Below are 26,846 nucleotides of genomic sequence, written 5' to 3'. Positions count from 1 at the left end.
GATCTTCGTCAACTTCAGTGAGCGTCGCAGAAGCCATGAGCCCGCCGCCGGGCTGCCGTCAAGGCAACTTGCGGTTCCGAAATTACGACCTTCGAAGGAGGAGCCGGATTTCGGCAGCTTCTTTCGCCGTCGGTTTCGGAGCTTGCGGAAAGCGCTACTTCGCCGGGATCATCCGAACGAGATCGCGCGGATTGACATAGTCGAGCTGGAAACGCGCCCGCTCGTCCAGCATGTCGGGATCGATCCGCTCGGACCGCAACAGCGACACCCGCTGCTCGCTCCTGGCGCGCTCGCGCTTGAGCTGGGCCAGCTCGCTGGTCAGCGCGATGATTTCCTGGTCGAGCTCCTGGCGCGCGTTGAGGCCGTATTTGCCGGTATAGGCGTTGACGCCGAAATAGCCGACGATGGCGGCCGCCATCGCGTAGAGGGCAAGTCCGGTCAGGATCGATTTCAGGCGCGCGCGGGAGACCATCTTGGGAAGATGGGACAAGTTGGTTAAGGGAGTGCTAATTCAGGTTGGCGAGTCATTCCGGGGCGATGCGAAGCATCGCCCCGGAACGACACCACGAGCCTCAGCCCTGGTTCTTCGCCACGTGCGCGGCGAAGGCGTCGATGTACTGCTGCAGCACCGTCTTCAGGGAGTCCTTGGTCAGGTTGCCGTTCGCGTCAAACGCATCGCCGACGGCGTTGAGATAGATTTCCGGCTGCTGCAGCAGCGGACCGGAAATGCCCGGCAGGATGTTCTGCAGGTGCTTGGCCGCGCTGACGCCGCCGAGCGGTCCCGGCGAGTTCGAGATGATGCCGACCGGCTTGCCCAGGAGCGAGCTCTTGCCATAGGGGCGCGAGGCGACGTCGATGGCGTTCTTGAGGACGCCCGGGGTCGAGCGGTTGTATTCGGGGGTGACGAACAGGACGCCGTTCGATTTCTGCAGCTTGTCGCGGAAGGCCAGCCAGTCCGCGGGCGGCGCACCCTCGAGGTCCTGATTGAAGAACGAGATGCCCGCCGGCGTGACCACCTCGAGCTTGAGCGTATCAGGCGCAAGCTTGGCGAGCGCGTTGGCGATCTTCAGCGAAAAGCTCTCCTTGCGCAGGCTGCCGGCGATCGTGACGATGTTGTAGGCCATGAGGTGTCCTTGAAACCGTGAGGGAGAAGTGCCGTCGGCACTTAAGCGATCTGGACCGATGGATGCAAGTGCATGCACCGGCCCGATTTGGAAACGCTGTGTTTCGCGAAAGCAAATGGTTGGGCCGGTAGCCCGGATGGAGCGAAGCGTATTCCGGGCTGCGAACCAAAACAATCAGGCCGCCCTGGGGCGGCCTGACATTCGCGCGGACCTCGAAGTCACTCAGATCGTCGGATTCCACGCCGACGGGATCAGGCGATACTTCGCGCCGTCCTTCTCGACATGGCCGACCGACGGGAACGTGAAGTGGAAGCCGATCACGGTCGCCTTCTCCGCGGCCGCCATGTCGTAGAACTTGTGGCGCGTCTCCTGCGCCAGCGCGGCGTCGGCATCGAACATCACGTGCCAGTCGGGATTGCGCAGGAAGAATTCCGGGATGTTGGTGACGTCGGACTGGATCAGCACCTTCGCATCGCCCGAGGCAACCGCGAACGAGGTGTGGCCCGGCGTGTGGCCCGGGGTTGCGATCGAGGTGATGCCCGGCGCGACCTCCTTGCCCCATTCGTACTTTGTGACCTTGGACTCGAGGCCAGCGAAGGTCTTCTTCACGTTGGCGAAGTAGTTCTTCATCATCGGATTGGACTCGGCCTTGCCGGCGTTCTCCTCGCTGGTCCAGAACTCCCAGTCCTTGCCCGGCACCATGATCTCCGCATTGGAAAATGCGAGCGCGCCGTCAGCGAGGCGGATGCCGTTGGTGTGATCGGGGTGCAGATGCGAGAGCAGAACCACGTCGATGTTCTTCGGATCGACGCCGGCGGCCTGGAGGTTTTGCAGCGTGCGGCCGACCGCGCCCTTGCTCGCCTCGAAATTCGCAATGCCGTTGCCGGTGTCGATCAGGACCAGCTTGGAGCCGGTGTTGACGAGTTGCGGGTTGAACGGCACCGTGACCATGCCCTTCGGCATGTAGGCCGCCTCGCCCGCCGCCAGCGCTTCGTCCTTCGACAGATTGGCGACGAACTTGTCCGGCATCGGGAAGGTGCGCGCACCGTCATTGATCGAGGTGCACTCGAAAGCGCCGACCTTGTAGCGATAGAAGCCCGGCGCCTGCGTCCCGGCTGGCGGCACTGCGGCCTTGGCGGTGGTCGGTCCAAGCCCGGTCGCAGCAGCCGCCCCGAGGGCGGCTGCGCCAGCGAGCAGATGACGGCGATTGAGATCGGTCATGGAAATGTCCCCTTCTGAGCCCTTGCGGTTTTCCGCATTCGATAGCGGCGGAATAATCCGCCGCTGGGCTCAGAAGGCAAGACCTTCTTGCGGTGACCTGCCGTCGCAGATCACGATTATTTATTTGGGTTGATGAGGAATTTTTCGCCGGTGGCGCGTTTGGCGTACACCGCGATGTTGGCGGGATCGAGCACCTCGGTCAGCGACACCACCTTGGTGTAGTGGCTGGCGAAGGTGGTCTTGAGCTCGGACGCGACGCGCTGGCGCAGGCGGCCGATCTCGGCCGGACCGATCTTCTGGAGGAACGGCGTGAGCAGCCAGCCGCCGACGCCCCAGGTCAGGCCGAACGACCGGCTCAATTCGGTCGGCCGATTGTCCAGGCTGCCGTAGATATAGACCTGCTTGTACACGTTGGAGCCGTAGCGGCTGTATTCCTTCGCGGTCTTGTTGGCCGCAACTTCCATGGCGGTCAGGATCTGGCTCGCCAGCTTGCCACCGCCGATCGCGTCGAAGGCAATCGTGGCGCCGGTCTCGACCAGCGCATTGGTGAGATCGTCCGTGAAGCTGGGCGCGCTGGAATCCACGACGTGCTTGGCGCCGATCTTGTGCAGGATGTCGGCCTGCTCCTTGCTCCTGACGATGTTGACGAGCCCGATGCCGTCCTTGATGCAGATCTTGTTGAGCATCTGGCCGAGATTGGACGCCGCCGCGGTGTGCACCAGCGCCTTGTGGTTCTCCCGCCGCATCGTCTCGGTCATGCCGAGCGCGGTCAACGGATTGACGAACCAGGACGCGCCGTCGGCGGCCGTGGTGCCCGCCGGCAGCTCCATGACGTCGCGGACCTTCAGCACGCGGTATTGCGTGTACATCGCGCCGCCGATCATCGACACGGTCTTGCCCATCAGCGCTTTCGCCGCGTCCGACGATCCGGCCCCGATCACCGTGCCGGCGCCCTCGTTGCCGACCGGCAGCGACTGATCGAGCCGGGCTCCCATCATCCGCATCGCCGCCTCCGGCATCGTCGCGGTGATGACCGGCATCTCCTTGGTGCCGGAGGCCTTCGCGGCCGACATGTCGGCCGGCCCGATCAGCAGCCCGAGGTCGGAGGGGTTGATCGGCGTCGCCTCGACGCGAACCACGACCTCGTCGTCGGCCGGCTCCGGCGTGGGGACATTCACGAGGGACAATTCCAGCTCGCCGCTCTTCTTGAGCAGCGAACGCAGTTGCAGTCCGGTCTTGCCGTCGCTCATGTCGATCCTCCCCTGTCCTTGTTCTTCGCGCGGTGACGCTGGCTTATGCCAGCGCCTTCAATGCCGCCTTGCCGCCGTAGAGCGCCTGCTTGCCGAGCTGCTGCTCGATGCGCAGGAGCTGGTTGTATTTGGCGGTGCGATCGGAACGTGCAAGGGAGCCGGTCTTGATTTGACCGCAGTTCGTGGCAACCGCGAGGTCGGCGATGGTGGAATCCTCGGTCTCGCCCGAGCGGTGCGACATCACCGAGGTGTAGCCGGCCTTGTGCGCCATCTCGACGGCGGCGAGCGTCTCGGTCAGCGTGCCGATCTGGTTGACCTTGATCAGGATCGAGTTGGCGCGGCCGGTCTTGATGCCGTCGGCGAGGCGCTTGACGTTGGTGACGAAGAGGTCGTCGCCGACCAGCTGGCACTTCTTGCCGATGAGGTCGGTGAGCTCCTTCCAGCCGTCCATGTCGTCTTCCGACATGCCGTCCTCGATCGTGACGATCGGATAGCGCGAGACGAGGTCGCCGAGGTACTTGGCCTGCTCGGAGATCGAGCGGGTCTTGCCCTCGCCCTCATAGACGTACTTACCGCCCTTGAAGAACTCGGTCGAGGCGCAGTCGAGGCCGAGCACGATGTCGCTTCCCGCCTTGAAGCCGGCCTTGCCGATCGCGTTCATGACAAACTCCAGCGCGGCGTCGGCCGACGGCAGGTTCGGGGCAAATCCGCCCTCGTCGCCGACATTGGTGTTGTGGCCGGCCTTCTTGAGCTCCGACTTCAGCGTGTGGAAGACTTCCGCGCCGTAGCGCAGGCCCTCGGCAAAGGACGAGGCGCCGACGGGGAGGATCATGAATTCCTGGAAGTCGATCGGGTTGTCGGCATGCACGCCGCCATTGATGATGTTCATCATCGGCACCGGCAGCAGTCGCGCCGAGGTGCCGCCGACGTAACGGTAGAGCGGCATGTCGAGCGAGTTCGCGGCCGCCTTGGCGCAGGCGAGCGAGACGCCGAGGATGGCGTTGGCGCCCAGCCGGCTCTTGTTCGCGGTGCCGTCGAGGTCGATCATGATCTGGTCGATCTGGGCCTGCTGCTCGACATCGAGGCCGCTCAAGGCCTCGAAGATCTCGCCGTTGACGGCGCCGACGGCCTTGGTGACGCCCTTGCCGAGATAGCGGGCCTTGTCGCCGTCGCGCAGTTCCACCGCCTCATGGGCACCCGTCGATGCGCCGGAGGGCACGGCAGCGCGGCCGAGCGCGCCATCTTCCAGCACGACATCGACCTCGACGGTGGGATTGCCCCGGCTATCGAGGATTTCGCGGCCGATGATGTCGATAATGGCGGTCATGATGTGCACTTCCGTTCGTTAGGGCTGATCGGTGCCGCGGGTCTTACACGGGCCGCAAGCAAATGTGAACGCTTGGACGGCGGGCTTCGCCTGACGCGCGAAGCGGCCAGGGCTAAGCTTGAACCCGACTGATCTGCGCGTCCAACCTCAATCTCAAGCAGCCGGGGTAACGCCATGAATCGACGCCAGTTTCTTGCATCGAGCGCCGCCCTGTTGGCGGCCCGCCCATCTTTTGCCCAGGAAGGCCCGTTCCGGACAAAATACTTCCCGGTCAGCGCCGGCATCGGCCTGCACGATCTGGCGCCCGCCCCTGACGGTTCGGTCTGGTTCACCGCACAGGGCAAGGGCCTGCTCGGCAGGCTCGATCCCCGGGATGGCGGTTTCAAGACGGTCAGCCTCGGTCAGGGCGCGGCTCCCCATGGCGTGACCATCGGCCCGGATGGCGCGCCCTGGAATACCGAGGGCGGCCAGAACGCGATCGCACGGGTCGATCCTTCCGATCTCAAGGTCACCCTGTTCCGCCTGCCCGAGAAGTTCGCTGCCGCCAATCTCAACACCGGCGTGTTCGACAAGCAAGGCACCTACTGGTTCACCGGCCAGTCCGGCTATTACGGCCGCCTCGCGCCGAGATCGGGCGAGGTGAATGTGTTCAAGGCACCCAAAGGCGTCGGTCCCTACGGCATCACTGTCACTCCGCAAGGCGATGTCTGGTACGCCTCGCTCGCCGGCAGCCATATCGCCAAGATCGATCTGGCGACGGGCAGCGCCAGCGTTGTCGAGCCGCCGACGCCGGACCAGGGCTCGCGGCGGGTATGGTCGGATTCGAAGAGCCGGATCTGGGTCAGCGAGTGGAATAGTGGCCACGTCTCGGTGCACGATCCCGCCGATGCGTCGTGGAAGACGTGGAAGCTCCCCGGCAATCGTCCCCGCCCCTACGCGGTCTATGTCGACGACAAGGACAAGGTCTGGCTGACCGACTTCTCCGCGAACGCCATCGTGCGCTTCGGTCCTGCGACAGAGACGTTCAACGTGTTCGCCAGCGACAAGGCCAATGCCAATGTGCGCCAGCTCGACGGCCGGCCGGGCGAGCTCTGGGGCTGCGAGTCCGGCAACGACCGGATCGTCATGATCCAGACCATCGCGAGCGGTTGACGACAGCGGCATTTGCGTCCATCCCGGCATCGAAACAGGATGTGACGACACAATGGCCAAGACATCGGCGAAGACATCGGCGAAGAAATCCCTACAGCTCGGCCGCGCGGTCGAGTGGCCGCACACACCGGAAGACGCCCAGCTCGACCGCGTGCCCAATCCGCAAGCCGGCACCGATTATCTCGTCCGCTTCACCGTGCCGGAATTCACCTCGCTCTGCCCGGTCACGGGCCAGCCGGATTTCGCGCATCTGATGATCGACTATGCGCCCGGCCCGTGGCTGCTGGAGTCGAAATCGCTAAAACTCTACATCGCGAGCTTCCGCAACCATGGCGCCTTCCACGAGGACTGCACCGTGATGATCGGCAAGCGCATCGCCAGCGAGATCAAACCGAAATGGCTGCGCATCGGCGGCTATTGGTATCCGCGCGGCGGCATTCCGATCGACGTGTTCTGGCAGACCGGCCGCGTGCCCAAGGGCCTGTGGGTGCCGGAGCAAGGCGTCGCGCCCTATCGCGGACGAGGCTGAGAACAACGCGAACAGACGCGCGTGGATATGCTCACACGCGACGCGCTACTTGGTCACGGATGACCTTTCCCAGGGACGTTTGCCGTTGGCATCTCTGTCCCATGGACGCGTGGTCGGCGCGTTCTTTTCCTCGGCAGCAGCTTTCGCGCGGTCGGCTTGCACCTGCTCGCGATCGGTCACGGGCGGCTTGGGCTGTGCTTCAGACGCCTGCGCGGCGACCGGAGCCAAGGCATGCAGCATGGCGAGCAGCGCGGCGATTACAAACTTTGTCATTCCCGGCTGTAGCACGCTGAAGGTCAGTCCGTCCGATTTAGTTGCAGGGTTCCCGAGCGACTTTCGTCAGACCCGCGCATCAGACGGCGCACGCTGCTTGAGCAACCGGGCACAGACGACGCCCAGCACCACCATGACCGCGGCGCTGGCAAACAGGGTCGGCATCTTGCCGGCATGCTGGAGCCCGAAGCCGTAGGCGAGCGGTCCGACGGTCTGCCCCATGAAGAAGAAGAACGAATGCAGCGACAGCGCGGTGGCGCGCGCTTCGACCGAGAGCTCGCTGGCGAAGACCTGCAGACAGCCGTGGGCGATGTAGAAGCCCCATCCCATCACGATGAGATTCAGCGCCTGCACTTCCCAGCGCGGGCCGAAGGCGACGGCAATGAGCTGCGAGGCCACCAGCGTCATGCCCGCGATCATCATGCCCTTGACGCCGAGCCAGGGCAGCAGGCGCGACACCGTCAGCGTGTAGAACAGGCCGCCGACCGCAAAGCCCGCGATGACCATGCCGGCGATCGAGAGCGAGGTCTGGCCGAGCTCGAACAGGAACGAGGCGATGTAGGGAAACAGGCCGAGCACGCAGCAGCCTTCGATGAACACCGCCGAATAGCAGACATAGGCGTTCGGATTGGTGAAGATGGTGCGATAGCCGGCCTTCAGTGCCGACAGGCTCGTCTTCGGCGGATGCTGGACCTTGGCGCCGCGAAAGCCGGCGGCGACCGCGATCGAGGCCACGATGACGAGCGCGCCGAGCACTGCGAGCACGCCGCGCCAGCCGAGCAGATCGCCGATCAGGCCGGAGGCCGAGGCGCCGAGCAGATTGCCCGTCATGGCGCCGGCCAGCGTGCGGCTGATCGCGACCTGGCGTTTCTCGGGCCCGACCAGATCGCTGGTGAGGCTGAGCGCCACCGGAAACACGCCGCCCGAGCCGATGCCGGCGAGGATGCGGGTCGCGAACAGAACCGAGAATGAGGACGAGAGCGCGCCCAGGATGTTGGCGAGGCCGAGCAGCGCGAGGCAGCCGATCATCAACCGCGTCTTGCCGAACAGATCAGCGGCAGCGCCGACGATGGGCTGGATGATCGAGAAGGTGAAGGCGAACACCGCGGCAAAGCCGGCGGCCGTCGCGATGCTGACGCCGAAATCCTCGGCGACGTGCGGCAGCACCGGATCGAGCGCGCGCGCCGACAGCGCTGCGGCAAAGCTTGCTCCTGAGATGACGTAGAGCGCCGTCGGCAGACCGTGATCGTGCGGCCGCGCCTCGCTCTTCTGCATCAGCGCGGGTTCTTTGCCAGCGCGTCGAACGCCATCAATCTCGCGATCAATGCCTCGAACTCGTGCAGCGGCACCATGTTGGGCCCGTCGGAGGGGGCGCGATCAGGATCGGGATGGGTCTCGATGAAGACGCCGGCGACGCCGACCGCGACGGCGGCGCGCGCCAGCACCGGCACGAATTCGCGCTCGCCGCCCGACGAAGTCCCCTTCCCGCCCGGCTGCTGCACCGAATGGGTGGCGTCGAAGATCACGGGCGCGCCGGTGGTGCGCGCCAGGATCGGCAGCGCGCGCATGTCGGAGACCAGCGTGTTGTAGCCGAACGACACCCCGCGCTCGGTGACGAGCACGTTGGGATTGTCAGCACTGGTGATCTTGGTGACGACATTCGCCATGTCCCAGGGCGCCAGGAACTGGCCCTTCTTGACGTTGACGACCTTGCCGGTCGCGGCAGCCGCCAGCAGCAGATCGGTCTGCCGGCACAGGAAGGCCGGGATCTGCAGGATGTCCACGGCCTGCGCCACCTCGGCGCATTGCGTGGCCTCGTGCACGTCGGTCAGGACAGGCAGGCCGAGCGAGGAGCGGATCTCGGCGAAGATCGGCAGCGACTGCGACAGGCCGAGCCCGCGCGCCGCCGACGCGCTGGTGCGGTTGGCCTTGTCGAACGAGGTCTTGTAGACGAGGCCGATGTTCAGCCGCGCCGCGATCTCCTTCAGCGCGGAAGCGACCTCCAGCGCGTGCTGACGGCTTTCGAGCTGGCAGGGTCCGGCAATGATCGAGATCGGCAGATCATTGCCGAATTTGACGCTGCCAATGGTGACGACCGGCGCCGCTGAATGCGAAGAGCTCAATGCAAATCCCTCGTTTCGGCGCGACCATAGCCGCGATGAGGGTCGGATCAACCCTATTCGGCCCGGACGGTCAGAATATCAGGGTTGCGCCGGGGGGCCCGGCGCGCCCCCTTGCAGGACCGCGGTTACTTGACCGAGGAGAACGCGGTCGGCATCAGCAGTTGACTAACGATGTTGCCGACGATCTGGCCGTCGGCTTCGCTCTCGGCTCGCGCCTTCATCCAGTCGGGATCGGTCATGAACGCGCCCCACTTCTTCTCGCGCTCGGCGAGCGACTCCCAGGCCAGGAAATAGGTCAGCTCCTGGTTGGATTCACCGATCACGGTCGTGAAGAAGCCGGCCTGCTTGATTCCGTGCTTCTCCCAGATCTTCAGCGTAGCGGTCTCGAACCGCTTCAGCAGCGCCGGCAGGCGGCCGGGCACGCAGCGATAGACGCGCATTTCGTAGATCATTCATGTTCCTCCCTGATCAGGTCCGGCGGTTATAGCGGCCGGGCCCGACGGTGTCTTGAGCCCGCCCGGCCGCCCCATATGGCGCTCTGCGCATGGCTTGAGCTCGAGCCACTGCCGGATCCCGCAATGCTGCCGCAATGATCGGGCCGCTAGAAAGGCTCAGTTGCGGTTCAGGTGCCTGTCAGATGCGGATTTTGCTGGTCGAGGATGAAGCGGAAATGGCCTGCGCGCTAGCATCAGCGCTGAAGCGCTACGACATGGTGGTGGATCATGCCCGGACGCTGGCCGAGGCGGAGGAAGCCATTTCGGCCGACGTCCATGCCGCCGTCCTGCTCGACCGCCAGCTTCCCGACGGCGACGGCCTCGCTTTGATCCCAAAACTCCGCGCGCGCGCCGAGGGTGTGCCGATCATTGTCCTGACTGCGCGCGGCGAACTCGCCGATCGCATCGCCGGACTCGACGGCGGCGCCGACGATTATCTGGCAAAACCGTTTGCAGTCGAGGAGTTGCTGGCGCGGCTGCGCGCCGTGCTGCGGCGGCCGGCGGGGCTCTCTCCCGAAATCATTCATGCCGGCCGGCTTGCCTTCGACCTCAGTCATCGCGAGGCCAGCATCGACGGCACCCCGTTCGAGCTGCCCCGCCGCGAGCTGCTGGTGCTCGAAAAACTGGTCCGCCGCATCGGCCGGACCGTGCTGCGCTCGGCGCTGGAAGAGGCGGTTTACAATTTTGACGACGAGATCCAGTCGAACGCTCTCGACACGCATGTCTCGCGTCTCAGGCGGAAGCTTGCGGACGCCGACGCCGGGATCGAGATCCACGGCATCCGCGGCGTCGGCTATCTCCTGAAGAGGCTGCCATGAGCACGATCAGCCTCCGCGACGATCCTTATTGCCTGCGCTCGCGGCTGAGCTGGCGCCTGCTGTCGCTCCAGGCCGCGATCCTGGTCGCGCTGCTTGCCATCGTCCTCGCCGGGCTTTGCGCCTCCGGCTTCGTGCTCGCCGAGCGCGATGAGGACCGCGTTATCGATGTCGTCCAGCGCGCGCTCACGCGCGAGCCGCAAGGCGGACTGGCGTTGCGGCCGACGGCCGAGCTGCAGCAATTGCGCAGCGAGACGCCCGACCTCTGGTTCCTGGTGCGCGACCGGCAGGGCCGCGTCCTCAGTGAAGGCACCGTGCCGGCGGAATTCGCCGCGATCGGCAACGGCCTCGACCAGATCAGCCAGGCCCGGCTCGGCTGGCAGCTGTTCGAGGACGACCCCCACAAGCCCGCGGCGCGGCTGAAGCGGGTCGACACCGATGCCGGCAATGTGCAGGTTATCACGGCAACGCAAGGGCGGCTGACGGGTGCGAAAGCGCTGGTCATGACCTCGCTCGCGTTTCTCGGCATCGCCCTGCCCGGCCTGCTGCTGATGGGAACGGCGACGTTCATCGCGACGCCGATGATCGTGCGACGCGCGTTCAGGGGCCTCGATTCCGCGGCGAACGAGGCCCGGCGCATCGACATCCACCAGCGCGGCGCGCGGCTTCCGCTGGAGCGCATCCCGCTCGAGGTCGTGCCGCTGGTGACCGCGATCAACGACGCGCTGGCGCGGCTCGACCAGGGCTATGCACGCCACAAGCGCTTCGTCGCCGACGCCGCGCACGAGCTGCGCACGCCCATCGCAATCCTGAACACGCGCCTGGAGTCACTGGCCCCGGGGCCGGACAAGACACGCCTGCTGGAGGATACCGCGCGGCTGGCGACGCTTGCCGAGCAATTGCTCGACATCCAGCGGCTCGACCGCTGCAGCCATCCCTTCGCGCGCATCAACCTCGTCGCGGTCGCACAAAGTGTTGCCGCCGACCTCGCGCCGCTGGCGATCGCGGCCGGCTACGAGCTGGCGCTCGATGCGCCGGCGACACCCGTCGAAACGATCGGCGATGCGGCCGCGCTGGAGCGTGCGCTGACCAATCTCGTGCAGAATGCGATCCAGCACGGCCCGCGCCGCGGCACGATCGGGATTCGCGTCAGCAAGCCCGCGAGCATCGAAGTCACGGATCAAGGCGCCGGTATTCCCGCCGATCAGCGCGAGCAGATCTTCGAGCCGTTCTATCGGCTGACGCCGCTCGATCGCGGTGCCGGCCTCGGTCTCAACATGGTGCGCGAGATCGTCCAGCTGCATGGCGGCCACGTCTCAGTCGCGGACGGAGCAGACGGCGGCGCCTGCTTCCGGATGACGCTGCCGCCGGTCCGGCAGAGCTGATTCAATTGGTATTCGCGTCCGACAGCGCAATGCTGTCGCAATGCGCTCCCGCGACACTGCATGCGCCGCACCTCCATTGAGGTGCAAAGCAAGATCCCGGAGTGCGCATGCCCAACGATTTTCTTTCGTTCTTCCTGTCCTGGATGTCGTCCCCGCGGCGGGTCGGCGCGATCGCACCATCGGGTGCGGCGCTTGCTGATCTCATCACGCGCGAGATCAGTGCAACGACGGGACCGATCCTCGAGCTCGGTCCCGGCACCGGCGCGTTCACCTACAAGCTGCTCAAACGCGGCGTGCGGCCGCAGGACCTCACGCTGATCGAATACGGCTCCGACTTCATGAAAGTCCTGCAGATGCGCTTTCCCGGCTCGCGCGTGCTGTGGATGGACGCAGGCCGACTCGCGACCGAGCGCCTCTATGAGGGCGCCCCCGTCGGTGCGGTCGTGAGCGGCCTGCCGCTGCTGAACATGAGCAGGCGCAAGGTGATCTCGATCCTCAGCGGCGCGTTCAGCTATGTCCGTCCCGGCGGCGCCTTCTACCAGTTCACCTACGGCATGAGCTGCCCGGTGCCGCGGCCGGTGCTCGACCGGCTCGGCCTGCGCGCAAAGCTGGTGGACCGCGCCCTGCTGAACGTGCCGCCCGCCGCGGTCTACAGGCTGACGCGGCGGCCGCAGATGAAGCTGATCACTGGATCGCTTGCGCCCGAACCATCAGCGCGGGTCGCGTTGACGCCGATGCATCATGCGCGCGAGGACTCCGCCGCGCGCTGAGCTGTTAAACCAGCCGGCTCTGCTTCGCCGCCGCCTCGATGAACGAGGCGAACAGCGGATGCGGCTCGAAGGGGCGCGACTTCAGTTCAGGGTGGAACTGGACGCCGATGAACCAAGGGTGATCCTCGTACTCGACGATTTCAGGCAGCACGCCGTCGGGCGACAGGCCTGAGAATTTCAAGCCATGCTGCTCGAGGCGATCCTTGTAGGCTGTGTTGACCTCGTAGCGATGACGGTGACGCTCGGAGATCTCGGTGGCGCCGCCATAGACCTGGGAGACGCGGCTGCCGCGATTGAGCGCGGCGGGATAGGCGCCGAGGCGCATCGTGCCGCCGAGATCGCCGGCTTGCGAGCGCTTCTCGAGCTCGTTGCCGCGCAGCCATTCCGTCATCAGGCCGACCAGGGGCTCCTTGGTCGGGCCGAACTCGGTGGAATTGGCGTCCTCGATGCCGACGAGGTTTCGCGCGGCCTCGATCACCGCCATCTGCATGCCGAAGCAGATGCCGAAATACGGCACGTCGCGCTCGCGCGCGAACTGCGCCGCCTTGATCTTGCCCTCGGCGCCACGCTGGCCGAATCCACCGGGAACGAGGATGCCGTTGACGTGCTCGAGGAACGGCGCGGGATCTTCCTTCTCGAAGATCTCGCTCTCGATCCAGTCGAGATTGACCTTCACCTTGTTGGCGATGCCGCCATGCGAGAGCGCCTCGATCAGCGACTTATACGCATCCTTCATGCCGGTATATTTGCCGACGATCGCGATGGTGACGTTGCCCTCGGGATTGCGCACGCGCTCGTTGATCTGTTGCCAGCTGCGCAGCTCCGGCGGAATCCGCGAGCCGATGCCGAAGGCGGCGAGCACTTCGTCGTCGAGACCTGCATTGTGATAGGCCTCAGGCACCGCGTAGATGTTGTCGACGTCGCGCGCCTCGATCACGGCACTTTCGCGCACGTTACAGAACAGGCCGAGCTTACGGCGCTCCTCCTTCGGGATCTCGCGGTCGGTACGGCAGAGCAGGATATCAGGCTGAATGCCGATCGAACGCAATTCCTTCACCGAATGCTGCGTCGGCTTGGTCTTCAACTCGCCTGCGCTCGGGATAAAGGGCAGCAGCGTCAGATGGATGTAGACGGCGTGATCGCGCGGCAGCTCGTTCTTGAGCTGGCGGATCGCCTCGAAGAACGGCAGGCCCTCGATGTCACCGACGGTGCCGCCGATCTCGACGAGGACGAAATCGTAGTCGTCATTGCCATCGAGGACGAATTCCTTGATGGCGTTGGTGACGTGCGGAACCACCTGGATGGTCGCACCGAGATAATCGCCGCGGCGCTCCTTGGTGATGATGTCCTGGTAGATGCGTCCCGTGGTGATGTTGTCGGCCTTGGTCGCAGGCCGCCCGGTGAAGCGCTCGTAGTGACCGAGATCGAGATCGGTCTCCGCGCCGTCATCGGTCACGAACACTTCGCCGTGCTGATACGGCGACATCGTTCCAGGATCGAGATTGAGATAGGGGTCGAGCTTGCGGAGGCGGACCTTGTAGCCCCGGGCTTGCAACAGCGCACCGAGTGCCGCTGAAGCCAGACCCTTGCCGAGCGAAGAAACCACGCCGCCGGTGATGAATATGTACCGCGCCATGGGACTTAACCTCTAATCCCTCGAATTCGATTCGCCAAAGCGATTCGTATTCCGCCCCAAAAGATTCTGCGGGCCTGTGGGTGAGCCAAAACTAAGAGTGGTGACAGTGCCTTGATGGGGATTGTTGATGCAGGACGGTAGCTATCGCCCTGCATGGCCCCCCTGCTTTATTGCGAACGCGGCACCTGCGGACCGGTCGGAGCCGGCGCCTGCTGCTGCTCGTCGGCCTTCTTGAGCGAATCCAGGATGCCGCCCGAGGTCGGCGGCGCGATTGGCGAGCCGCCGGCCGGTTGGCCCTGCGACGCCGGCGTGCCGATGATCGACGACGGCGCGCGGCTGTAGCCGGCGTGCCAGGACAGGAACATGCTCGTGAGGAAGAAGCCCGCGGCGAGGATCGCGGTGGTCCGCGTCAACAGGTTCGCGGTGCCCCGGCTCGACATGAAGCCCGCGCCGCCCCCCATGCCGAGGCCGCCGCCTTCCGACTTCTGGAGCAGGACGGCGCCGATCATGACGGCGACGATCATGAGGTGAATGACGATGACAACGGTCTGCATAGTGCCCTTCCGTCACAAGCGGGCGGCGCCTGACGGCGGCCGATCGCGCTTCGCGGGTTTTCCTGAAGTTGCGCGGTGTTACACGATCGGAGGGGGCATTGCCACCCCCGATCGGCTCCGAACCAACGGTTTGAATGAGTTAGGGGCAGCCCTTGGCAATCGCAAGGAAATCGGCCGCCTTCAGGCTGGCGCCGCCGACCAGTGCCCCGTTGACGTTCTTCACGGCCATCAATTCGGCCGCGTTCGAGGGCTTGACCGAGCCGCCGTAGAGAATGCGCATCCGGCTACCCTCGGCCTTGAACTTGGCGGTCAGGAGTTCCCGGATAAACCCATGAATCTGCTCGACATCCTGGGACGTGGGGGTGAGGCCGGTGCCGATCGCCCAGACCGGCTCATAGGCTACGATGAGATTCGCGGCGGTCGAGCCATCGGGAAGCGAGCCAGCGAGCTGCCCGCGCAGAATGTCCAGGGTCTGGCCGGCGTCGCGCTGGCCCTGCGTCTCGCCGATGCAGACGATCGCGGTCGCGCCGGCGCGCCAGGCCGCTTCCGCCTTCTGGCGGATCAGGCCATCGCCCTCGCCATGGTCGGCGCGGCGCTCGGAATGGCCGACAATGATGGCGCCGGCCCCGGCATCCACCAGCATTTCGGCAGAGACATCGCCGGTATGGGCTCCGGAGGCCTTGGGATGGCAATCCTGGGCCCCGACCGCGACCGTCTTACCACGCGCCTTCTCGGCAAAGGCTGCGATCAGGGTGACCGGCGGGCAGACCAGCAGATCGGCTTTTGCGGCCACATCTGCCGCGCCGGTGAGCATGGCGTCGAACTCGGCAGCCTGGGCCTTCAGGCCGTTCATTTTCCAATTGCCGGCGATCAGGGGGCGGATGGCGTCGGTCATGTCAACTTCCAGCAAAATGAGGTTTGCGCATGCGCTAGCAGAGCTGCCGCGGCAGTTCCAGAGACCAGAGGCCTTTAACCGCAGTCTCCAGCGGTCACTGGGCCTGAGGTTGCGGGGGGAAAGCCGCCACTTTATGATGATTGATCAATTTGGTGACGCGCTTTTGCGGAATCTGCATTAAGACGCGCTCCCGTTCCCCTCCTGCTCAGACAAGTTGGACCAAATGCTTCGAGGAATGCGCAAGGCCTCATCAAACTGGCTCGGCAAGACCATTATGGCCGTGGTGATGGGCGTGTTGATCATCAGTTTCGGCATTTGGGGCATCGCCGATATCTTCAAGGGCTTCGGGCAGTCCACGGTGGCCAAGATCGGCCGCACCGAGATTTCGCTGAACGAGTTCCGCCAGATCTATACCGACCGCCTGCAGCAGATCAGCCGCCAGTTCGGCCGTCCGCTGACGCCGGACCAGGCCCGCGCCTTCGGCCTCGACCGCCAGGTGCTGCAGCAGACCATCGCGGAAGCGGCCCTCGACGAGGAGGCGCGCCGGCTCGGGCTTGGTCAGTCCGATGACCAGATCCGCCAAGTCATCATGAACGACCCCAACTTCAAGGGCGTCGGCGGCAATTTCGATGCGAACCGCTTCCAGGCCATGATCCGCAATTTCGGCTATACCGAGCAGCGCTACGTCGCCGAGCAGCGCAAGGTGTCGCTGCGCCGGCAGATCACCGGCACGATCGGGGCCGGCCTCGAGCCGCCGAAGGCCATGATCGACGCGCTGACGCGCTTCCAGAACGAGCAGCGCGCCATTGAATTCGTCAGGCTCGACGCTGCCCAGGCAGGCCAGATCGACGCGCCTTCGCCCGAGGCGCTCGCGGCCTATTTCGAGGATCACAAGGTCCAGTTCCGCGCGCCCGAATATCGCAAGATCTCCTTCGTGGTGGTCTCGCCGGAGGAAATCGGAAAATGGAGCGAAGTCTCGGACGAGGACGCCAAGAAGGTGTTCGAGCAGCGCAAGGACCGGCTCGGCACGCCGGAGAAGCGCCAGATCCAGCAGATCGTCTTCCCCAACGCAGCTGAAGCGCAGGCCGCCCGGGAGCGCCTTGTGGGCGGCATGTCGTTCGAGGACCTCGGCAAGGAGCGCGGACTGAGCGCCTCCGACGTCGATCTTGGCCTCGTCACCAAATCCTCGCTGGATGCTGTGGTCGGCGAAGCCGCCTTCGCGCTTCCCGCCGGCGAGATCAGCCAGCCGATCCAGGGCGCGCTCGGCACGTCCATCGTCAAGGTCGACAAGATCGAGCCGGGTGCCGAGGCCGACTATGCGAAGCTTGCCGGCGACATCAAGCGCGAGATCGCGACCGAGCGCGCGCGCGTCAAGGTCAACGATCTCCGCGACAAGATGGAAGACGAGCGTGGCGGCGGCGCCAGCGTGATCGACGCAGCGCAGAAGCTCGGCCTCACCGCCGTAACCATCGATGCCGTCGACCGCTCCGGCCGCGCCCCGGACGGCCAGCAGGTCGCCAACATCCCGCAGGGCCTCGACGTGGTGTCGCAGGCCTTCAACACCGATGTCGGCGTCGACAACGACTCGATCTCGTTCAAGGGCGGCTATGTCTGGTACGACGTGCTCGCCATCACGCCCTCCCGCGACCGCAATCTCGACGAGGTCCGCGACCAGGTCGAGGCGCGCTGGCGCCAGGACCAGATCGCGACCAAGCTCAAGGCCAAGGCGACCGAGATGGTGCAGAAGCTCGAAGCGGGCGGCAAGCTCGCCGATGAAGCCTCCGCCATCGGCGCCAAGGTCGAGACCGCGACCGGCTTCAAGCGCGACGATACGCCCGCCAGCGTGCCTGCAGCGGTCGTCGCCGCCGCCTTCCGCGCCGCCAAGGATGGCGTCGGACAGACGCCGGTGACCGGGGGCACCGAGGTCATCGTCTTCCGCGTCACCGACATCGTCGATCCCGCGGTCGACGTTGCCTCCGACGCGGTCAAGAAGCTGAAGGAGAGCCTCGACCGCGCCCAGACCGAGGAGCAGGTCGCCTCCTACGTCAACAAGCTTGAAACCGACATCGGGACCACCATTAATCAGGCCGCCTTCGCGCAGGTGACCGGCGCGAACCAGCAGTAAGTTGAAAGCACGCGATGGACGACCTGAAATCGATCATTGGAAAAGTGGCGACCGGCGCCAGCCTGTCGCGTGACGAGGCCGCCTCCGCCTTCGACGCCATGATGAGTGGCGAGGCCACGCCCTCGCAAATGGGCGGCCTGTTGATGGCGCTCAGGGTGCGCGGCGAAACCGTGGACGAGATCACCGGCGCGGTGTCGGCGATGCGCTCCAAGATGCTGACCGTGACGGCACCGCCTGATGCCGTCGACATCGTCGGCACCGGCGGCGACGGCTCCGGCTCGGTCAACGTCTCGACCTGCGCCTCCTTCATCGTGTCAGGGGCCGGCGTGCCCGTGGCCAAGCACGGCAACCGCGCCCTGTCGTCGCGCTCGGGCGCCGCCGACGTGCTGGCTTCGCTCGGCGTCAAGATCGACCTCAGGCCCGATCAGGTCGGCCGCTGCGTGCGCGAATGCGGCATCGGCTTCATGTTCGCTCCCGCCCACCATCCCGCCATGAAGAACGTCGGCCCGACCCGGGTCGAGCTTGCGACGCGCACGATCTTCAATCTGCTCGGCCCTCTCTCCAATCCGGCCGGCGTGAAGCGGCAGATGGTCGGCGTATTCTCCCGGCAATGGGTGCAGCCGCTGGCGCAGGTGCTGAAGAACCTCGGCTCCGAATCCGCCTGGGTGGTGCACGGCTCCGATGGTCTCGACGAGATCACCCTCACCGGCCCGACTTTCGTGTCCACGCTGCACAATGGCGAGATCCGGAATTTCGAAGTGACGCCGGAAGATGCCGGCCTGCCGCGTTGCGACGCGGGCGCGCTGAGGGGCGGTGACGCCGATGCCAATGCGATCGCACTGCAAAGCGTGCTCGACGGCAAGCCGAGTGCCTACCGCGATGTCGCCCTGATGAACGCCGCGGCCGCGTTGATCGTCGCCGGCCGCGCCAAGGACCTCAAGGAAGGCGTCGCGATCGGCATGAAGTCGATCGACAGCGGCGCGGCCAACGCGAAGCTGAAGCACCTGATCGCGATCTCGAACGGCTGAGCCTGACATGTCGGACATCCTGACCAAGATCGAAGCCTACAAGCGCGAGGAGATCGCAGCCGCCAAGCGCGCGCAGCCGCTCGCGGCGGTCGAGGCGCAGGCCAAGGCGCAAGGGGCCCCGCGCGGCTTCGTGCGCGCGATCAAGGCCAAGCACGTCCATGGCGACTACGCGCTGATCGCGGAGGTGAAGAAGGCTTCCCCGTCCAAGGGCCTGATCCGCGCGGATTTCGATCCGCCGGCCCTCGGGAAAGCCTATGAGGCAGGCGGCGCGGCTTGTTTGTCGGTGCTGACGGACACGCCCTCGTTCCAGGGCCATCTCGACTTCATGGTGGCGGCGCGCGCGGCAACATCGCTGCCGGTGCTGCGCAAGGATTTCATGTTCGACACCTACCAGGTGGTCGAGGCCCGCGCGCACGGCGCCGATTGCATCCTGATCATCATGGCGGCACTCGATGATGCCACCGCCCGGGATCTCGAAGACGCCGCGATGGCCTACGGCATGGACGTGCTGATCGAGATCCACGACCGCGCCGAGCTCGACCGGGCGCTGAAACTTCGTTCGCCGATGATCGGCGTCAACAACCGCAATCTCCGCACTTTCGAAACCACGCTCGCGACCAGCGAGGCCCTGGCGCCGCTGATTCCTGCGGACCGGCTGATGGTCGGCGAAAGCGGCATCTTCACGCCGGCTGATCTCGCCCGGCTCGAGCGCGTGGGCATGTCGACCTTCCTGGTCGGCGAGAGCCTGATGCGGCAGGCCGACGTGACCGCGGCCACGCGCACGCTGCTCGCGCGCGAAGGCGCAACGCGCGCCACGGGTACGCGCTGACATGGCGCGCAAAAATATGGCGCGCAAGCCGTCCAAGAAGGCCGTCCCCGCCCTTACCCATATCGGCGCCTCCGGCGAGGCCCGCATGGTCGACGTGTCGGACAAGCCGGCGACCGAGCGGCTCGCGGTCGCGGAAGGCCGCGTCATCATGACCAAGGCGACGCTCGATCTCATCGTGTCAGGCAACGCCAAGAAGGGCGACGTGCTGGGCACCGCCCGCATCGCCGGCATCATGGCCGCCAAACGCACCTCGGAGCTGATCCCGCTCTGCCATCCGCTGGCGCTGTCAAAGGTCATCGTCGACATCGAGCCCGACGCAAAGCTGCCGGGCTGTGTGGTACGCGCCAGCGTCAAAGTGACGGGACCGACCGGCGTCGAGATGGAGGCCCTCACCGCGGTGTCCGTCGCCTGCCTCACCATCTACGACATGATCAAGGCGGTCGAGCGCGGCGTGCGTATCGAAGGCATTCACCTCGTCGAGAAGCTCGGCGGCAAATCCGGCCACTACCGCGCCTGATCGCGCGGTCCGGTCTATTTCGCCTCGCGCTGCCGCTCGCGATAGGCGCGCGTCTTCATTCGGTTGCCGCACAGCGTCGACATGCACCAGCGCCGCGTCGACGGTTTCGACCGGTCGAAGAACACCCGGCGGCATTCCTCCGACGCGCACATCTTCAGCCGGTCCAGCGTTCCCACGAGCGCTGCATCATGAAGCTCGATCGCGATGGCCGACAGGCCGGCGAGCGCATCCTCGCGCGCAGCCGACAGCGTTGCGCCACGGCCTGCGCGCGCCTCCACCCGCAACGGAAACGGCGCGAGCGCGTCATTGAGCGCGCCGAGAACGCTTTTGTTCCGGAGCCGCTCGCTCGGCTCACATTGCAGATAGGCACGCAAAGCGCCCCGCAGCTTTAGCGCAAGCTCGAACATCGCGGGCGTGACGCGACCGCCCTCGACGCCGAGGCCGCGTTCCCGCATCCAGTCCGCCAGCTCCTTCGGCCCGCCAAGCTCATCGCTCTCCGGATGTTCAACGCCGAAATGCGTGAAGTGACGAACATCGAGCGTGTTGGCGAAGTCGTAGAGGTTCGCGAGCTCGTCTGGAACCTGGAATTTGCGTGACTCTTTCGACATCGGAACACCCGGAAATAGACACCAGTAAAACAGATTTACCGGTTGACGGCAAGCGACACCAGTATAATGATTATGATGGTGCTTACAGAGTCGCTTGGGGATCGTGTCCCTCTGCGATCTCATCACTGGAGAACCGCGCCGTGACCGACGCCCTGCACTATCTTGAACTCACTGCGCTCGCCGCGCGGCTCGAGGCGCGCGAAATCTCTGCGCTGGAGGTGACGCGCGCGCAACTCGACCGCATCGACGCCATCGACCGCGACCTCGGTAGTTACGTCCACGTGATGGCGGAAACGGCCGTCACGGAAGCGAAAGCCGCGGACGCCGAGATCGCCCAGGGCCGGTATCGAGGCCCGCTGCATGGCGTGCCGATTGCTCTCAAGGATCTGCTCTGGACCAAGGGCATTCCGACGGCAGCGGGCACCACGCTTCATCGCGACTTCCGTCCCGATGAGGACGCAACCGTCGTGCGCCGGCTGAAGGACGCCGGCGCCGTGATCCTCGGCAAGGTGCAACTCACCGAAGGCGCCTATGCCGACCACCATCCGCGGGTGAAGCCGCCGAAGAATCCCTGGAATGCGAGTTACTGGCCGGGTATCTCGTCGAGCGGCTCCGCGGTCGCCACAGCCGCCGGGCTTTGCTACGGCTCGCTCGGCTCCGATACCGGCGGCTCGATCCGCTGGCCCTGCGCCGCCAACGGCTTGACCGGACTGAAGCCGAGCTGGGGCCGCGTCAGCCGCCACGGAGCGTTCGAGCTCGCCGCAACGCTCGACCATATCGGACCGATCGGCCGCAGCGCGGCCGACGCCGGCGCGCTGCTCGGCGCCATCGCCGGACAGGACCCGAACGACCCGACGTCGCTGTTCGATCCGGTGCCCGACTATCTGGCTGCGGCTGCACGGGACATGCGGGGATTGCGGATCGGCGTCGATGCCGCCTGGAACAGCGACGACGTCGACATCACGACACAGCATGTGTTGGCGGACGCCATCGATGCTTTCCGCACGCTTGGCGCCGACATCGTCGATGTCCGATTTCCCGACGTCGTGCAGGCGATCGCCGATTGGACGCCGAATTGTGCGGTGGAAGCCGCGGTCGCGCACGAGGCGACCTATCCTGCCCACCGGGACGAGTATGGTCCGATCCTCGCCTCCGTAATCGAGGCGGGGCGCGCGCTCTCCGCCCTCGACTATCAGAAGATCCTGCTGCGCCGGCTGGCGTTTCGCGGCCGGGTGACCGCGCTGTTCGAGACCATCGACCTCCTGCTGACCCCGGTGCAGCCATTCCCGCCACTGACGCTCGCCATGATTCAGACACTCGGCGAGCAGCCGGACCTGATCGCAAAGCTGCAGCGCTACACCTGCCCGTTCGACATGACCGGCCATCCCACGATCACGCTGCCAGGTGGTGCGTCGGCGGACGGACTGCCCATCGCGTTCCAGTTGGTCGCCGCCCGTCTCGACGAAGCCACGCTCGTGCGTGCCGGCGCCGCGTTCCAGCGGGCGACGTCCTGGCACCGCCGCCGTCCTTCCCTCATTTCGCGGAGGCCGCAATGACCATTCAATCCACGATCGCCCGGCAAGGCATTTTCCATGGCTGGTTCGTCGTCGCGGCAGCCTTTGCCGTCACGTTCGTCGGCTTCGGCTCCGCCTACACGTTCAGCGCGTTTCTGGAGCCGCTCCAGCGCGACTTCGGCGCCTCGCGCGGTTCGATCTCGCTGGTGTTTTCGATTGCGGGCTTTCTGTATTTCGCGCTCGGACTCGTCAGCGGCCCCCTCGCCGACCGGCTCGGTTCGCGTTCGCTGGCCGTCGCCGGCATGATCCTGGTCGCGGTCGGACTTGCGGCCGCGAGCGCTGCACGCTCCCTGGTCGAGGTCTATCTCGCCTATGGGCTCGGCATCGGCCTCGGCGTCGGTTGCGCCTATGTTCCGGCCATCGGCGCGGTACAACGCTGGTTTGTGAGGCGCCGCGGCTTTGCCTCCGGGCTCGCGGTGAGCGGCATCGGGATCGGCACGCTTGCGATGCCGCCGCTCGCCTCATTGCTGATCGCATCGATGGGTTGGCGCGGCGCCTATATGGTGCTGGGCGCGATCGTGCTGGTGCTGGGTGGCGGGATGTCCCTGCTCATAGAGAACGATCCGAAGGACCGTGGCCTCGGACCCGATGGCGATCCGCCCCGCGATGCCGCGGCTGCAAACAACGCCGGCGGCGCATCGGTGCGCGAGGCCGTCCGGTCGACGCGATTCGCCGGCCTCTATGTGTCGTGCCTGGTTTGCTCGTTCGGCGCCTTCATCCCGTTCGTCCATCTCGTGCCTTACGCACGCGACCACGGGGTCGCGGCGTCCTCCGCGGTGCTGCTGCTCGGCGTGATCGGCGCCGGCAGCACCGCGGGCCGCTTCTTTCTCGGCGCGCTGGCCGACCGGATGGGCCGGGACCGCTCGCTGATCATGGTCCTGATCGGAATGGCGTTCGCGATGGTGATCTGGGCGATTGCCGCTGACGTCTGGACCCTCGCCGCTTTTGCCTTCGTCTATGGCGCGTTCTACGGCGGATGGGTCGCGGTGCTGCCCTCTGTGGTCATGGACTATTTCGGCGGACGCAACGTCAGTGGAATCATCGGCATCCTCTACACCAGCGTGGCGTTCGGCACGCTTGTCGGTCCGAGTGCGGCCGGTTTCGCCTACGACGTCAACCACAGCTACGTGTTGCCGATCCTGGTCAGCGCCGCCGCCAACGTCATCGCGGCGCTGGTCGTGGCGGCGATACTGGCGCGCAATGGCCCTCCGCGGATCAGCGCAATGAAGCGCTGATGGCGGTGAACTTGGCGTTGAGCTTGGTGCCCAGGCCATTCACGACGGTGATGATCGCAAGCGCGATGCCGGCGGCGATCAGCCCGTATTCGATCGCGGTCGCACCACGCTCGTCGGCAATGAAGCTCTTCACAATGTTCGTCATGATCGCGTCCCTCTCTGTTGTCGGTGGCTGACGAATTCGCAAATCACGTGCCAATACGCTTTCGAGCCCTGCCAACACGTTAGATGGTTAAGCCCTGGTTGATCGCGGCGCGGCCGGCAGGAACTGACCGGCATTGCGGATGCGGGCGGCAATTCCTGCCCGGTCCTCGCGCCCAGCGCATCGATTGCTTTTATGCGCGGCCGTTCACATCGCATTAACCGAGCTTCCTAACTTCGCCTCCATACCGTTCCCGTAAACCCACGGATGCTTTCGGGGCCAAGAATTGACCCCGACGTGTGCACGGCAATGACCCAGCATGATGACGAGATTCGGCAGTCGCCTCTTTGACCAGGCCTTCGTGCGAAGCGGACCGATCCGCTGGCTGGTGGTGGGCGGCACGCTGCTGATCGCGGCCATCGCCGTAGGCTCCGTCCTGATGGCGCAGAATTTCCGCGAACGGGCGCTGCGCAACGCGGGCCGCGAGCTGGAAAATACCGTGCTGCTGCTCGCCCATCATTTCGATCAGCAATTGCAGGATTTTGCGGTCATCCAGCGAGACTTCGTCGATCACGCGCGTACGATCGGCATTGCCAGCGTTGCAGACTTCCGCACGCGCCTCTCTGGTCAGGGCGTCCACCAGATGCTGCGCTCGAAGATCGATGCACTGCCCTATATCGGCGGCGTCAACATCATTGATGCCGACGGCAATCTGATCAATTCGTCGACGGCGTGGCCGGTCCCAAAGGTCAACATGGCCGACCGCGCCTATTTTCGCACTTTCAAGTACGACCCCAATTCGCCTGAAGTCCTGATCGAGCCGCTGCACAGCCGCATCTCGGGTGCCTGGACCGTCCTGATCGTGCGCAAGATCGTCGGGCCCAACGGCGAGTTCCTGGGTGTCGTCGGACGCGGCATCGAGCCCGCCAACTTCGAGAAGTTCTTCGCCACCGTCGCGCTCGGCGAAAGCGCGACGATCTCGATGCTGCATCGGGACGGCACGCTGCTCGCCCGTTATCCGCACTCGGGCGAATTGATGGGACGAAACTTCAAGACCGGTTCGTTCGAACAACAGAGGGTTTTCGGGCTTGACCACTTCGCCGGCCGTTTCACCAGCCCGATCGACGGCGAAGACCGGCTGATTTCCTCGCGCGCACTGCCCCATTTCCCGATCCTGATGATGGCGACCACGACGCGTGCGGCGGCCCTGAGCGACTGGCGCGAGCAGATCGGCATGCTGATCTCGGTCGCCGCCGCCTCCGCGCTCGCCATCGCAGGCGTGCTGATCGCGGTCGTGCGCAAGCTGCTGGAGCAACACCGCGCCTCGCGCCAGCGGCTGACGCTGGAGAAGCAGCGGCTCGACCGCGCCGTCAACAACATGACGCAGGGTCTCTTGCTGTTCGACGCCGAGCGGCGGCTGGTGGTCTGCAACCAGCGCTACATCGAAATGTACGGATTGTCGGCCGAGATCGTGAAGCCCGGCTGCAGTTTCCACGACATCATCGCCCATCGCAAGGCAACCGGCTCGTTCACGGGCGACGTCGACCGCTATGTCGCGCGCGTGCTGAAGGGCATCCACGCACGCAACTCCATGGTGGTCGACACCTCCGATGGCCGCTCGATCCACATCCTCAACGAGCCGCTGGCGGACGGCGGCTGGGTGGCGACCCATGAGGACATCACCGAGCGCCGCCGCATCGAGGAACGCATCACCCACCTCGCCCATTACGACGCGCTGACCGATCTGCCCAACCGCACAATGTTCCACGAGCATCTGCGCGAGGAGCTCGCCGCCGTCGGCAACGGCGAAGAGATCGCGGTGCATTACATCGACATCGACGAATTCAAGGGCGTCAACGACGCGCTCGGCCACCTCGTCGGCGACGATCTGTTGAAATCGGTTGCCACGAGCCTGCGTCGCTGTGCGGGCCCGGCGGATTTCGTCGCGCGGCTCGGCGGCGATGAATTCGCCATCGTCCAGAGCGCAGTGACGTCGCGTGATCAGGTCGATGAGCTGGTCGCACGCGTGTTCGCGGCCATCCGCGCGCCGTTCGACTGCATGGGGCATCATCTCACCACCGACGCCAGCATCGGCATCGCACTCGCGCCGGAGCACGGCACGGCGCTCGACCAGATCCTCAAGAACGCGGACATGGCGATGTACGCCGCCAAGTCGGCCGGACGCCGTACCTATCGCTTCTTCGAGCCGGAGATGGATGCCAAGGTGCGCGAGCGCCGCCTGCTCGAGAGCGACCTTCGCCATGCCATCGCCGAAGGGGGTCTCGAAGTCTACTACCAGCCCTGCCTCAGCCTGAAGGATGATCGCATCACCGGCTGCGAGGCCCTGGTGCGCTGGCGCCATCCCGAGCGCGGCATGGTTTCGCCGGCGGAGTTCATCCCGATCGCCGAAGACACAGGCCTGATCAACGAGATCGGCGAATGGGTGCTGGCGACCGCCTGCCGGGACGCTGCGAACTGGCCCGACGACATCCGCCTCGCGGTCAACGTCTCTCCGGTGCAATTCAAGAGCGGCACGCTGGCGCTGAAGATCATGGCGGCGCTCGCTGCTTCGAACCTGCCGGCAAGCCGTCTGGAACTCGAGATCACCGAGGCGGTGCTGATCCGCGACGACGATGCCGCGCTCACGATCCTGCACCAGCTCCGTGCCATCGGCGTGCGCATCGCGCTCGACGATTTCGGCACCGGCTACTCCTCGCTGAGCTATCTGCACCGCTTCCCGTTCGACAAGATCAAGATCGACCGCTGCTTCGTCGACGACATCGCCGGTCCCGACGGCTCCGCCAGCATCGTCCAGGCCGTCGTCAACCTGGCGGCGGCGCGCCGCATGACCACCACGGCCGAGGGCGTCGAGACCGAGGAGCAGCAGCGCCTGCTGCGTGCGCTCGGTTGCTCGGAAATGCAGGGCTATCTGTTCAGCGCCGCCAAGCCCGCCGACAAGGTGCTGGAGCTGTTCGCGCTGCATCGCAGCCGGCTCGCCCAGCGCGAAGGCAACGGCGGCCGCCGCCGCGAGGCGGGTTAAAATTCGTCCGTCCCGTCAGGCTTGACGATCACGACCGGCCAAAGTATTCCCCGACATGCAGCTGCCGAGACGGCGCTGCCGTAGGCGTTACCGTCATCCAACGCGTCCTTTGTCGAGAGGATCCCAGCAGGGAGTTCTCGATTCACGAGACGCCACGGTCATGCCATCACTTTTCCTGTCAGCGGATGCTCACCCGTTCA

The 26,846-nt window shown here is 65.5% G+C and carries 26 protein-coding genes; 12 read left to right on the top strand and 14 right to left on the bottom strand.

The annotated features are described in order from the left end of the window. Positions 1-154: 154 nt before the first annotated feature. From XH83_RS16340 to eno, 5 genes are all read right to left on the bottom strand, one after another. Positions 155-472, bottom strand: coding sequence for a septum formation initiator family protein (locus tag XH83_RS16340; RefSeq protein WP_028141594.1), 318 nt, complete (start codon positions 470-472; stop codon positions 155-157). Positions 473-572: 100 nt separating this feature from the next. Further along, a complete protein-coding gene (locus XH83_RS16335) occupies positions 573-1,124 on the bottom strand; it encodes an NADPH-dependent FMN reductase (RefSeq protein ID WP_194407944.1) in 552 nt (183 codons plus the stop codon). A 222-nt stretch (positions 1,125-1,346) separates the two neighbouring features. Continuing rightward, positions 1,347-2,345 (bottom strand): MBL fold metallo-hydrolase, encoded by a 999-nt coding sequence (locus tag XH83_RS16330; protein WP_194407943.1) that lies wholly within the window; start codon positions 2,343-2,345, stop codon positions 1,347-1,349. Between the two features lie 116 nt (positions 2,346-2,461). Beyond that, on the bottom strand, positions 2,462-3,595 hold the full coding sequence (locus XH83_RS16325; protein ID WP_194407942.1) for a zinc-binding dehydrogenase: 1,134 nt from the start codon (positions 3,593-3,595) through the stop codon (positions 2,462-2,464). 43 nt (positions 3,596-3,638) lie between these two features. Continuing rightward, positions 3,639-4,922: a phosphopyruvate hydratase gene (eno, locus tag XH83_RS16320; protein ID WP_194407941.1), complete on the bottom strand. Its 1,284-nt coding sequence runs from the start codon at positions 4,920-4,922 to the stop codon at positions 3,639-3,641. 174 nt (positions 4,923-5,096) lie between these two features. On the opposite strand from eno, the gene XH83_RS16315 reads away from it, so the two are divergent. Next, positions 5,097-6,074 (top strand): lyase, encoded by a 978-nt coding sequence (locus XH83_RS16315; protein ID WP_194407940.1) that lies wholly within the window; start codon positions 5,097-5,099, stop codon positions 6,072-6,074. Positions 6,075-6,126: 52 nt separating this feature from the next. After that, complete coding sequence (queF, locus tag XH83_RS16310) at positions 6,127-6,603, top strand: preQ(1) synthase (protein ID WP_194407939.1); 477 nt, start codon at positions 6,127-6,129, stop codon at positions 6,601-6,603. Between the two features lie 45 nt (positions 6,604-6,648). Here the strand turns inward: queF and XH83_RS16305 are convergent, their stop codons facing one another. The 4 genes from XH83_RS16305 to XH83_RS16290 form a co-directional block, all read right to left on the bottom strand. After that, positions 6,649-6,876 (bottom strand): hypothetical protein, encoded by a 228-nt coding sequence (locus XH83_RS16305; RefSeq protein ID WP_194407938.1) that lies wholly within the window; start codon positions 6,874-6,876, stop codon positions 6,649-6,651. Positions 6,877-6,942: 66 nt separating this feature from the next. Next, positions 6,943-8,151 (bottom strand): MFS transporter, encoded by a 1,209-nt coding sequence (locus XH83_RS16300; RefSeq protein WP_194407937.1) that lies wholly within the window; start codon positions 8,149-8,151, stop codon positions 6,943-6,945. Next, on the bottom strand, positions 8,151-8,999 hold the full coding sequence (kdsA, locus tag XH83_RS16295; protein ID WP_194407936.1) for a 3-deoxy-8-phosphooctulonate synthase: 849 nt from the start codon (positions 8,997-8,999) through the stop codon (positions 8,151-8,153). The genes XH83_RS16300 and kdsA overlap by 1 nt, the downstream gene beginning before the upstream one ends. Before the next feature lie 125 nt (positions 9,000-9,124). Further along, complete coding sequence (locus XH83_RS16290) at positions 9,125-9,451, bottom strand: NIPSNAP family protein (protein WP_194407935.1); 327 nt, start codon at positions 9,449-9,451, stop codon at positions 9,125-9,127. A gap of 185 nt (positions 9,452-9,636) precedes the next feature. Between XH83_RS16290 and XH83_RS16285 the strand changes: the two genes are divergently transcribed. From XH83_RS16285 to XH83_RS16275, 3 genes are all read left to right on the top strand, one after another. Beyond that, on the top strand, positions 9,637-10,311 hold the full coding sequence (locus XH83_RS16285; RefSeq protein WP_194407934.1) for a response regulator transcription factor: 675 nt from the start codon (positions 9,637-9,639) through the stop codon (positions 10,309-10,311). Positions 10,312-10,316: 5 nt separating this feature from the next. Then, complete coding sequence (locus XH83_RS16280) at positions 10,317-11,693, top strand: HAMP domain-containing sensor histidine kinase (protein ID WP_194408288.1); 1,377 nt, start codon at positions 10,317-10,319, stop codon at positions 11,691-11,693. Between the two features lie 107 nt (positions 11,694-11,800). Beyond that, positions 11,801-12,463, top strand: a complete 663-nt coding sequence (locus tag XH83_RS16275) for a class I SAM-dependent methyltransferase (protein WP_194407933.1) — start codon at positions 11,801-11,803, stop codon at positions 12,461-12,463. Between the two features lie 4 nt (positions 12,464-12,467). On the opposite strand, the gene XH83_RS16270 is transcribed toward XH83_RS16275, so the two are convergent. From XH83_RS16270 to tpiA, 3 genes are all read right to left on the bottom strand, one after another. Continuing rightward, positions 12,468-14,099, bottom strand: a complete 1,632-nt coding sequence (locus XH83_RS16270; RefSeq protein WP_194407932.1) for a CTP synthase — start codon at positions 14,097-14,099, stop codon at positions 12,468-12,470. Positions 14,100-14,266: 167 nt separating this feature from the next. After that, positions 14,267-14,653 carry a preprotein translocase subunit SecG gene (gene secG / locus XH83_RS16265; RefSeq protein WP_028136194.1) on the bottom strand — a complete coding sequence of 129 codons (387 nt, stop codon included), beginning with the start codon at positions 14,651-14,653 and terminating at the stop codon, positions 14,267-14,269. Between the two features lie 139 nt (positions 14,654-14,792). Beyond that, positions 14,793-15,548 (bottom strand): triose-phosphate isomerase, encoded by a 756-nt coding sequence (gene tpiA / locus XH83_RS16260; RefSeq protein ID WP_194407931.1) that lies wholly within the window; start codon positions 15,546-15,548, stop codon positions 14,793-14,795. A 223-nt stretch (positions 15,549-15,771) separates the two neighbouring features. On the opposite strand from tpiA, the gene XH83_RS16255 reads away from it, so the two are divergent. The 4 genes from XH83_RS16255 to moaC are packed head-to-tail and all read left to right on the top strand — an operon-like array spanning position 15,772 to position 20,047. Then, positions 15,772-17,673 (top strand): peptidylprolyl isomerase, encoded by a 1,902-nt coding sequence (locus tag XH83_RS16255; RefSeq protein WP_194407930.1) that lies wholly within the window; start codon positions 15,772-15,774, stop codon positions 17,671-17,673. A 14-nt stretch (positions 17,674-17,687) separates the two neighbouring features. Beyond that, positions 17,688-18,701 (top strand): anthranilate phosphoribosyltransferase, encoded by a 1,014-nt coding sequence (trpD, locus tag XH83_RS16250; protein WP_194407929.1) that lies wholly within the window; start codon positions 17,688-17,690, stop codon positions 18,699-18,701. A gap of 7 nt (positions 18,702-18,708) precedes the next feature. Further along, positions 18,709-19,530 (top strand): indole-3-glycerol phosphate synthase TrpC, encoded by an 822-nt coding sequence (trpC, locus tag XH83_RS16245; RefSeq protein ID WP_194407928.1) that lies wholly within the window; start codon positions 18,709-18,711, stop codon positions 19,528-19,530. A gap of 1 nt (position 19,531) precedes the next feature. After that, positions 19,532-20,047 carry a cyclic pyranopterin monophosphate synthase MoaC gene (gene moaC, locus XH83_RS16240; RefSeq protein WP_194407927.1) on the top strand — a complete coding sequence of 172 codons (516 nt, stop codon included), beginning with the start codon at positions 19,532-19,534 and terminating at the stop codon, positions 20,045-20,047. A gap of 14 nt (positions 20,048-20,061) precedes the next feature. On the opposite strand, the gene XH83_RS16235 is transcribed toward moaC, so the two are convergent. Next, positions 20,062-20,655: a CGNR zinc finger domain-containing protein gene (locus XH83_RS16235; RefSeq protein ID WP_194407926.1), complete on the bottom strand. Its 594-nt coding sequence runs from the start codon at positions 20,653-20,655 to the stop codon at positions 20,062-20,064. A 140-nt stretch (positions 20,656-20,795) separates the two neighbouring features. Here XH83_RS16235 and XH83_RS16230 point away from each other — a divergent pair, with 140 nt between their 5' ends. Further along, complete coding sequence (locus tag XH83_RS16230; RefSeq protein WP_194407925.1) at positions 20,796-22,211, top strand: amidase; 1,416 nt, start codon at positions 20,796-20,798, stop codon at positions 22,209-22,211. Next, on the top strand, positions 22,208-23,464 hold the full coding sequence (locus XH83_RS16225; protein ID WP_194407924.1) for an MFS transporter: 1,257 nt from the start codon (positions 22,208-22,210) through the stop codon (positions 23,462-23,464). The genes XH83_RS16230 and XH83_RS16225 overlap by 4 nt, the downstream gene beginning before the upstream one ends. On the opposite strand, the gene XH83_RS16220 is transcribed toward XH83_RS16225, so the two are convergent. Next, on the bottom strand, positions 23,445-23,609 hold the full coding sequence (locus XH83_RS16220) for a Flp family type IVb pilin (protein ID WP_194407923.1): 165 nt from the start codon (positions 23,607-23,609) through the stop codon (positions 23,445-23,447). The two genes, XH83_RS16225 and XH83_RS16220, sit on opposite strands and share 20 nt — an antisense overlap. 316 nt (positions 23,610-23,925) lie before the next feature. Between XH83_RS16220 and XH83_RS16215 the strand changes: the two genes are divergently transcribed. Further along, a complete protein-coding gene (locus XH83_RS16215; RefSeq protein ID WP_194407922.1) occupies positions 23,926-26,646 on the top strand; it encodes an EAL domain-containing protein in 2,721 nt (906 codons plus the stop codon). Positions 26,647-26,846: the final 200 nt, after the last annotated feature.

Source organism: Bradyrhizobium sp. CCBAU 53351 (assembly GCF_015291745.1).
Lineage (GTDB): Bacteria > Pseudomonadota > Alphaproteobacteria > Rhizobiales > Xanthobacteraceae > Bradyrhizobium.
Note: the sequence above shows the minus strand (reverse complement) of the source record. Positions and strands in the feature narration are given on the sequence as shown.

Bases quoted from the DNA above. Each gene is read 5' to 3' on its own strand.
- XH83_RS16340 (WP_028141594.1), bottom strand. From the start codon at position 472: ATGGTCTCCCGCGCGCGCCTGAAATCGATCCTGACCGGACTTGCCCTC.
- XH83_RS16335 (WP_194407944.1), bottom strand. From the start codon at position 1,124: ATGGCCTACAACATCGTCACGATCGCCGGCAGCCTGCGCAAGGAGAGC.
- XH83_RS16330 (WP_194407943.1), bottom strand. From the start codon at position 2,345: ATGACCGATCTCAATCGCCGTCATCTGCTCGCTGGCGCAGCCGCCCTC.
- XH83_RS16325 (WP_194407942.1), bottom strand. From the start codon at position 3,595: ATGAGCGACGGCAAGACCGGACTGCAACTGCGTTCGCTGCTCAAGAAG.
- eno (WP_194407941.1), bottom strand. From the start codon at position 4,922: ATGACCGCCATTATCGACATCATCGGCCGCGAAATCCTCGATAGCCGG.
- XH83_RS16315 (WP_194407940.1), top strand. From the start codon at position 5,097: ATGAATCGACGCCAGTTTCTTGCATCGAGCGCCGCCCTGTTGGCGGCC.
- queF (WP_194407939.1), top strand. From the start codon at position 6,127: ATGGCCAAGACATCGGCGAAGACATCGGCGAAGAAATCCCTACAGCTC.
- XH83_RS16305 (WP_194407938.1), bottom strand. From the start codon at position 6,876: ATGACAAAGTTTGTAATCGCCGCGCTGCTCGCCATGCTGCATGCCTTG.
- XH83_RS16300 (WP_194407937.1), bottom strand. From the start codon at position 8,151: ATGCAGAAGAGCGAGGCGCGGCCGCACGATCACGGTCTGCCGACGGCG.
- XH83_RS16290 (WP_194407935.1), bottom strand. From the start codon at position 9,451: ATGATCTACGAAATGCGCGTCTATCGCTGCGTGCCCGGCCGCCTGCCG.
- XH83_RS16285 (WP_194407934.1), top strand. From the start codon at position 9,637: ATGCGGATTTTGCTGGTCGAGGATGAAGCGGAAATGGCCTGCGCGCTA.
- XH83_RS16275 (WP_194407933.1), top strand. From the start codon at position 11,801: ATGCCCAACGATTTTCTTTCGTTCTTCCTGTCCTGGATGTCGTCCCCG.
- XH83_RS16270 (WP_194407932.1), bottom strand. From the start codon at position 14,099: ATGGCGCGGTACATATTCATCACCGGCGGCGTGGTTTCTTCGCTCGGC.
- secG (WP_028136194.1), bottom strand. From the start codon at position 14,653: ATGCAGACCGTTGTCATCGTCATTCACCTCATGATCGTCGCCGTCATG.
- tpiA (WP_194407931.1), bottom strand. From the start codon at position 15,548: ATGACCGACGCCATCCGCCCCCTGATCGCCGGCAATTGGAAAATGAAC.
- XH83_RS16255 (WP_194407930.1), top strand. From the start codon at position 15,772: ATGCTTCGAGGAATGCGCAAGGCCTCATCAAACTGGCTCGGCAAGACC.
- trpD (WP_194407929.1), top strand. From the start codon at position 17,688: ATGGACGACCTGAAATCGATCATTGGAAAAGTGGCGACCGGCGCCAGC.
- trpC (WP_194407928.1), top strand. From the start codon at position 18,709: ATGTCGGACATCCTGACCAAGATCGAAGCCTACAAGCGCGAGGAGATC.
- moaC (WP_194407927.1), top strand. From the start codon at position 19,532: ATGGCGCGCAAAAATATGGCGCGCAAGCCGTCCAAGAAGGCCGTCCCC.
- XH83_RS16235 (WP_194407926.1), bottom strand. From the start codon at position 20,655: ATGTCGAAAGAGTCACGCAAATTCCAGGTTCCAGACGAGCTCGCGAAC.
- XH83_RS16225 (WP_194407924.1), top strand. From the start codon at position 22,208: ATGACCATTCAATCCACGATCGCCCGGCAAGGCATTTTCCATGGCTGG.
- XH83_RS16220 (WP_194407923.1), bottom strand. From the start codon at position 23,609: ATGACGAACATTGTGAAGAGCTTCATTGCCGACGAGCGTGGTGCGACC.
- XH83_RS16215 (WP_194407922.1), top strand. From the start codon at position 23,926: ATGATGACGAGATTCGGCAGTCGCCTCTTTGACCAGGCCTTCGTGCGA.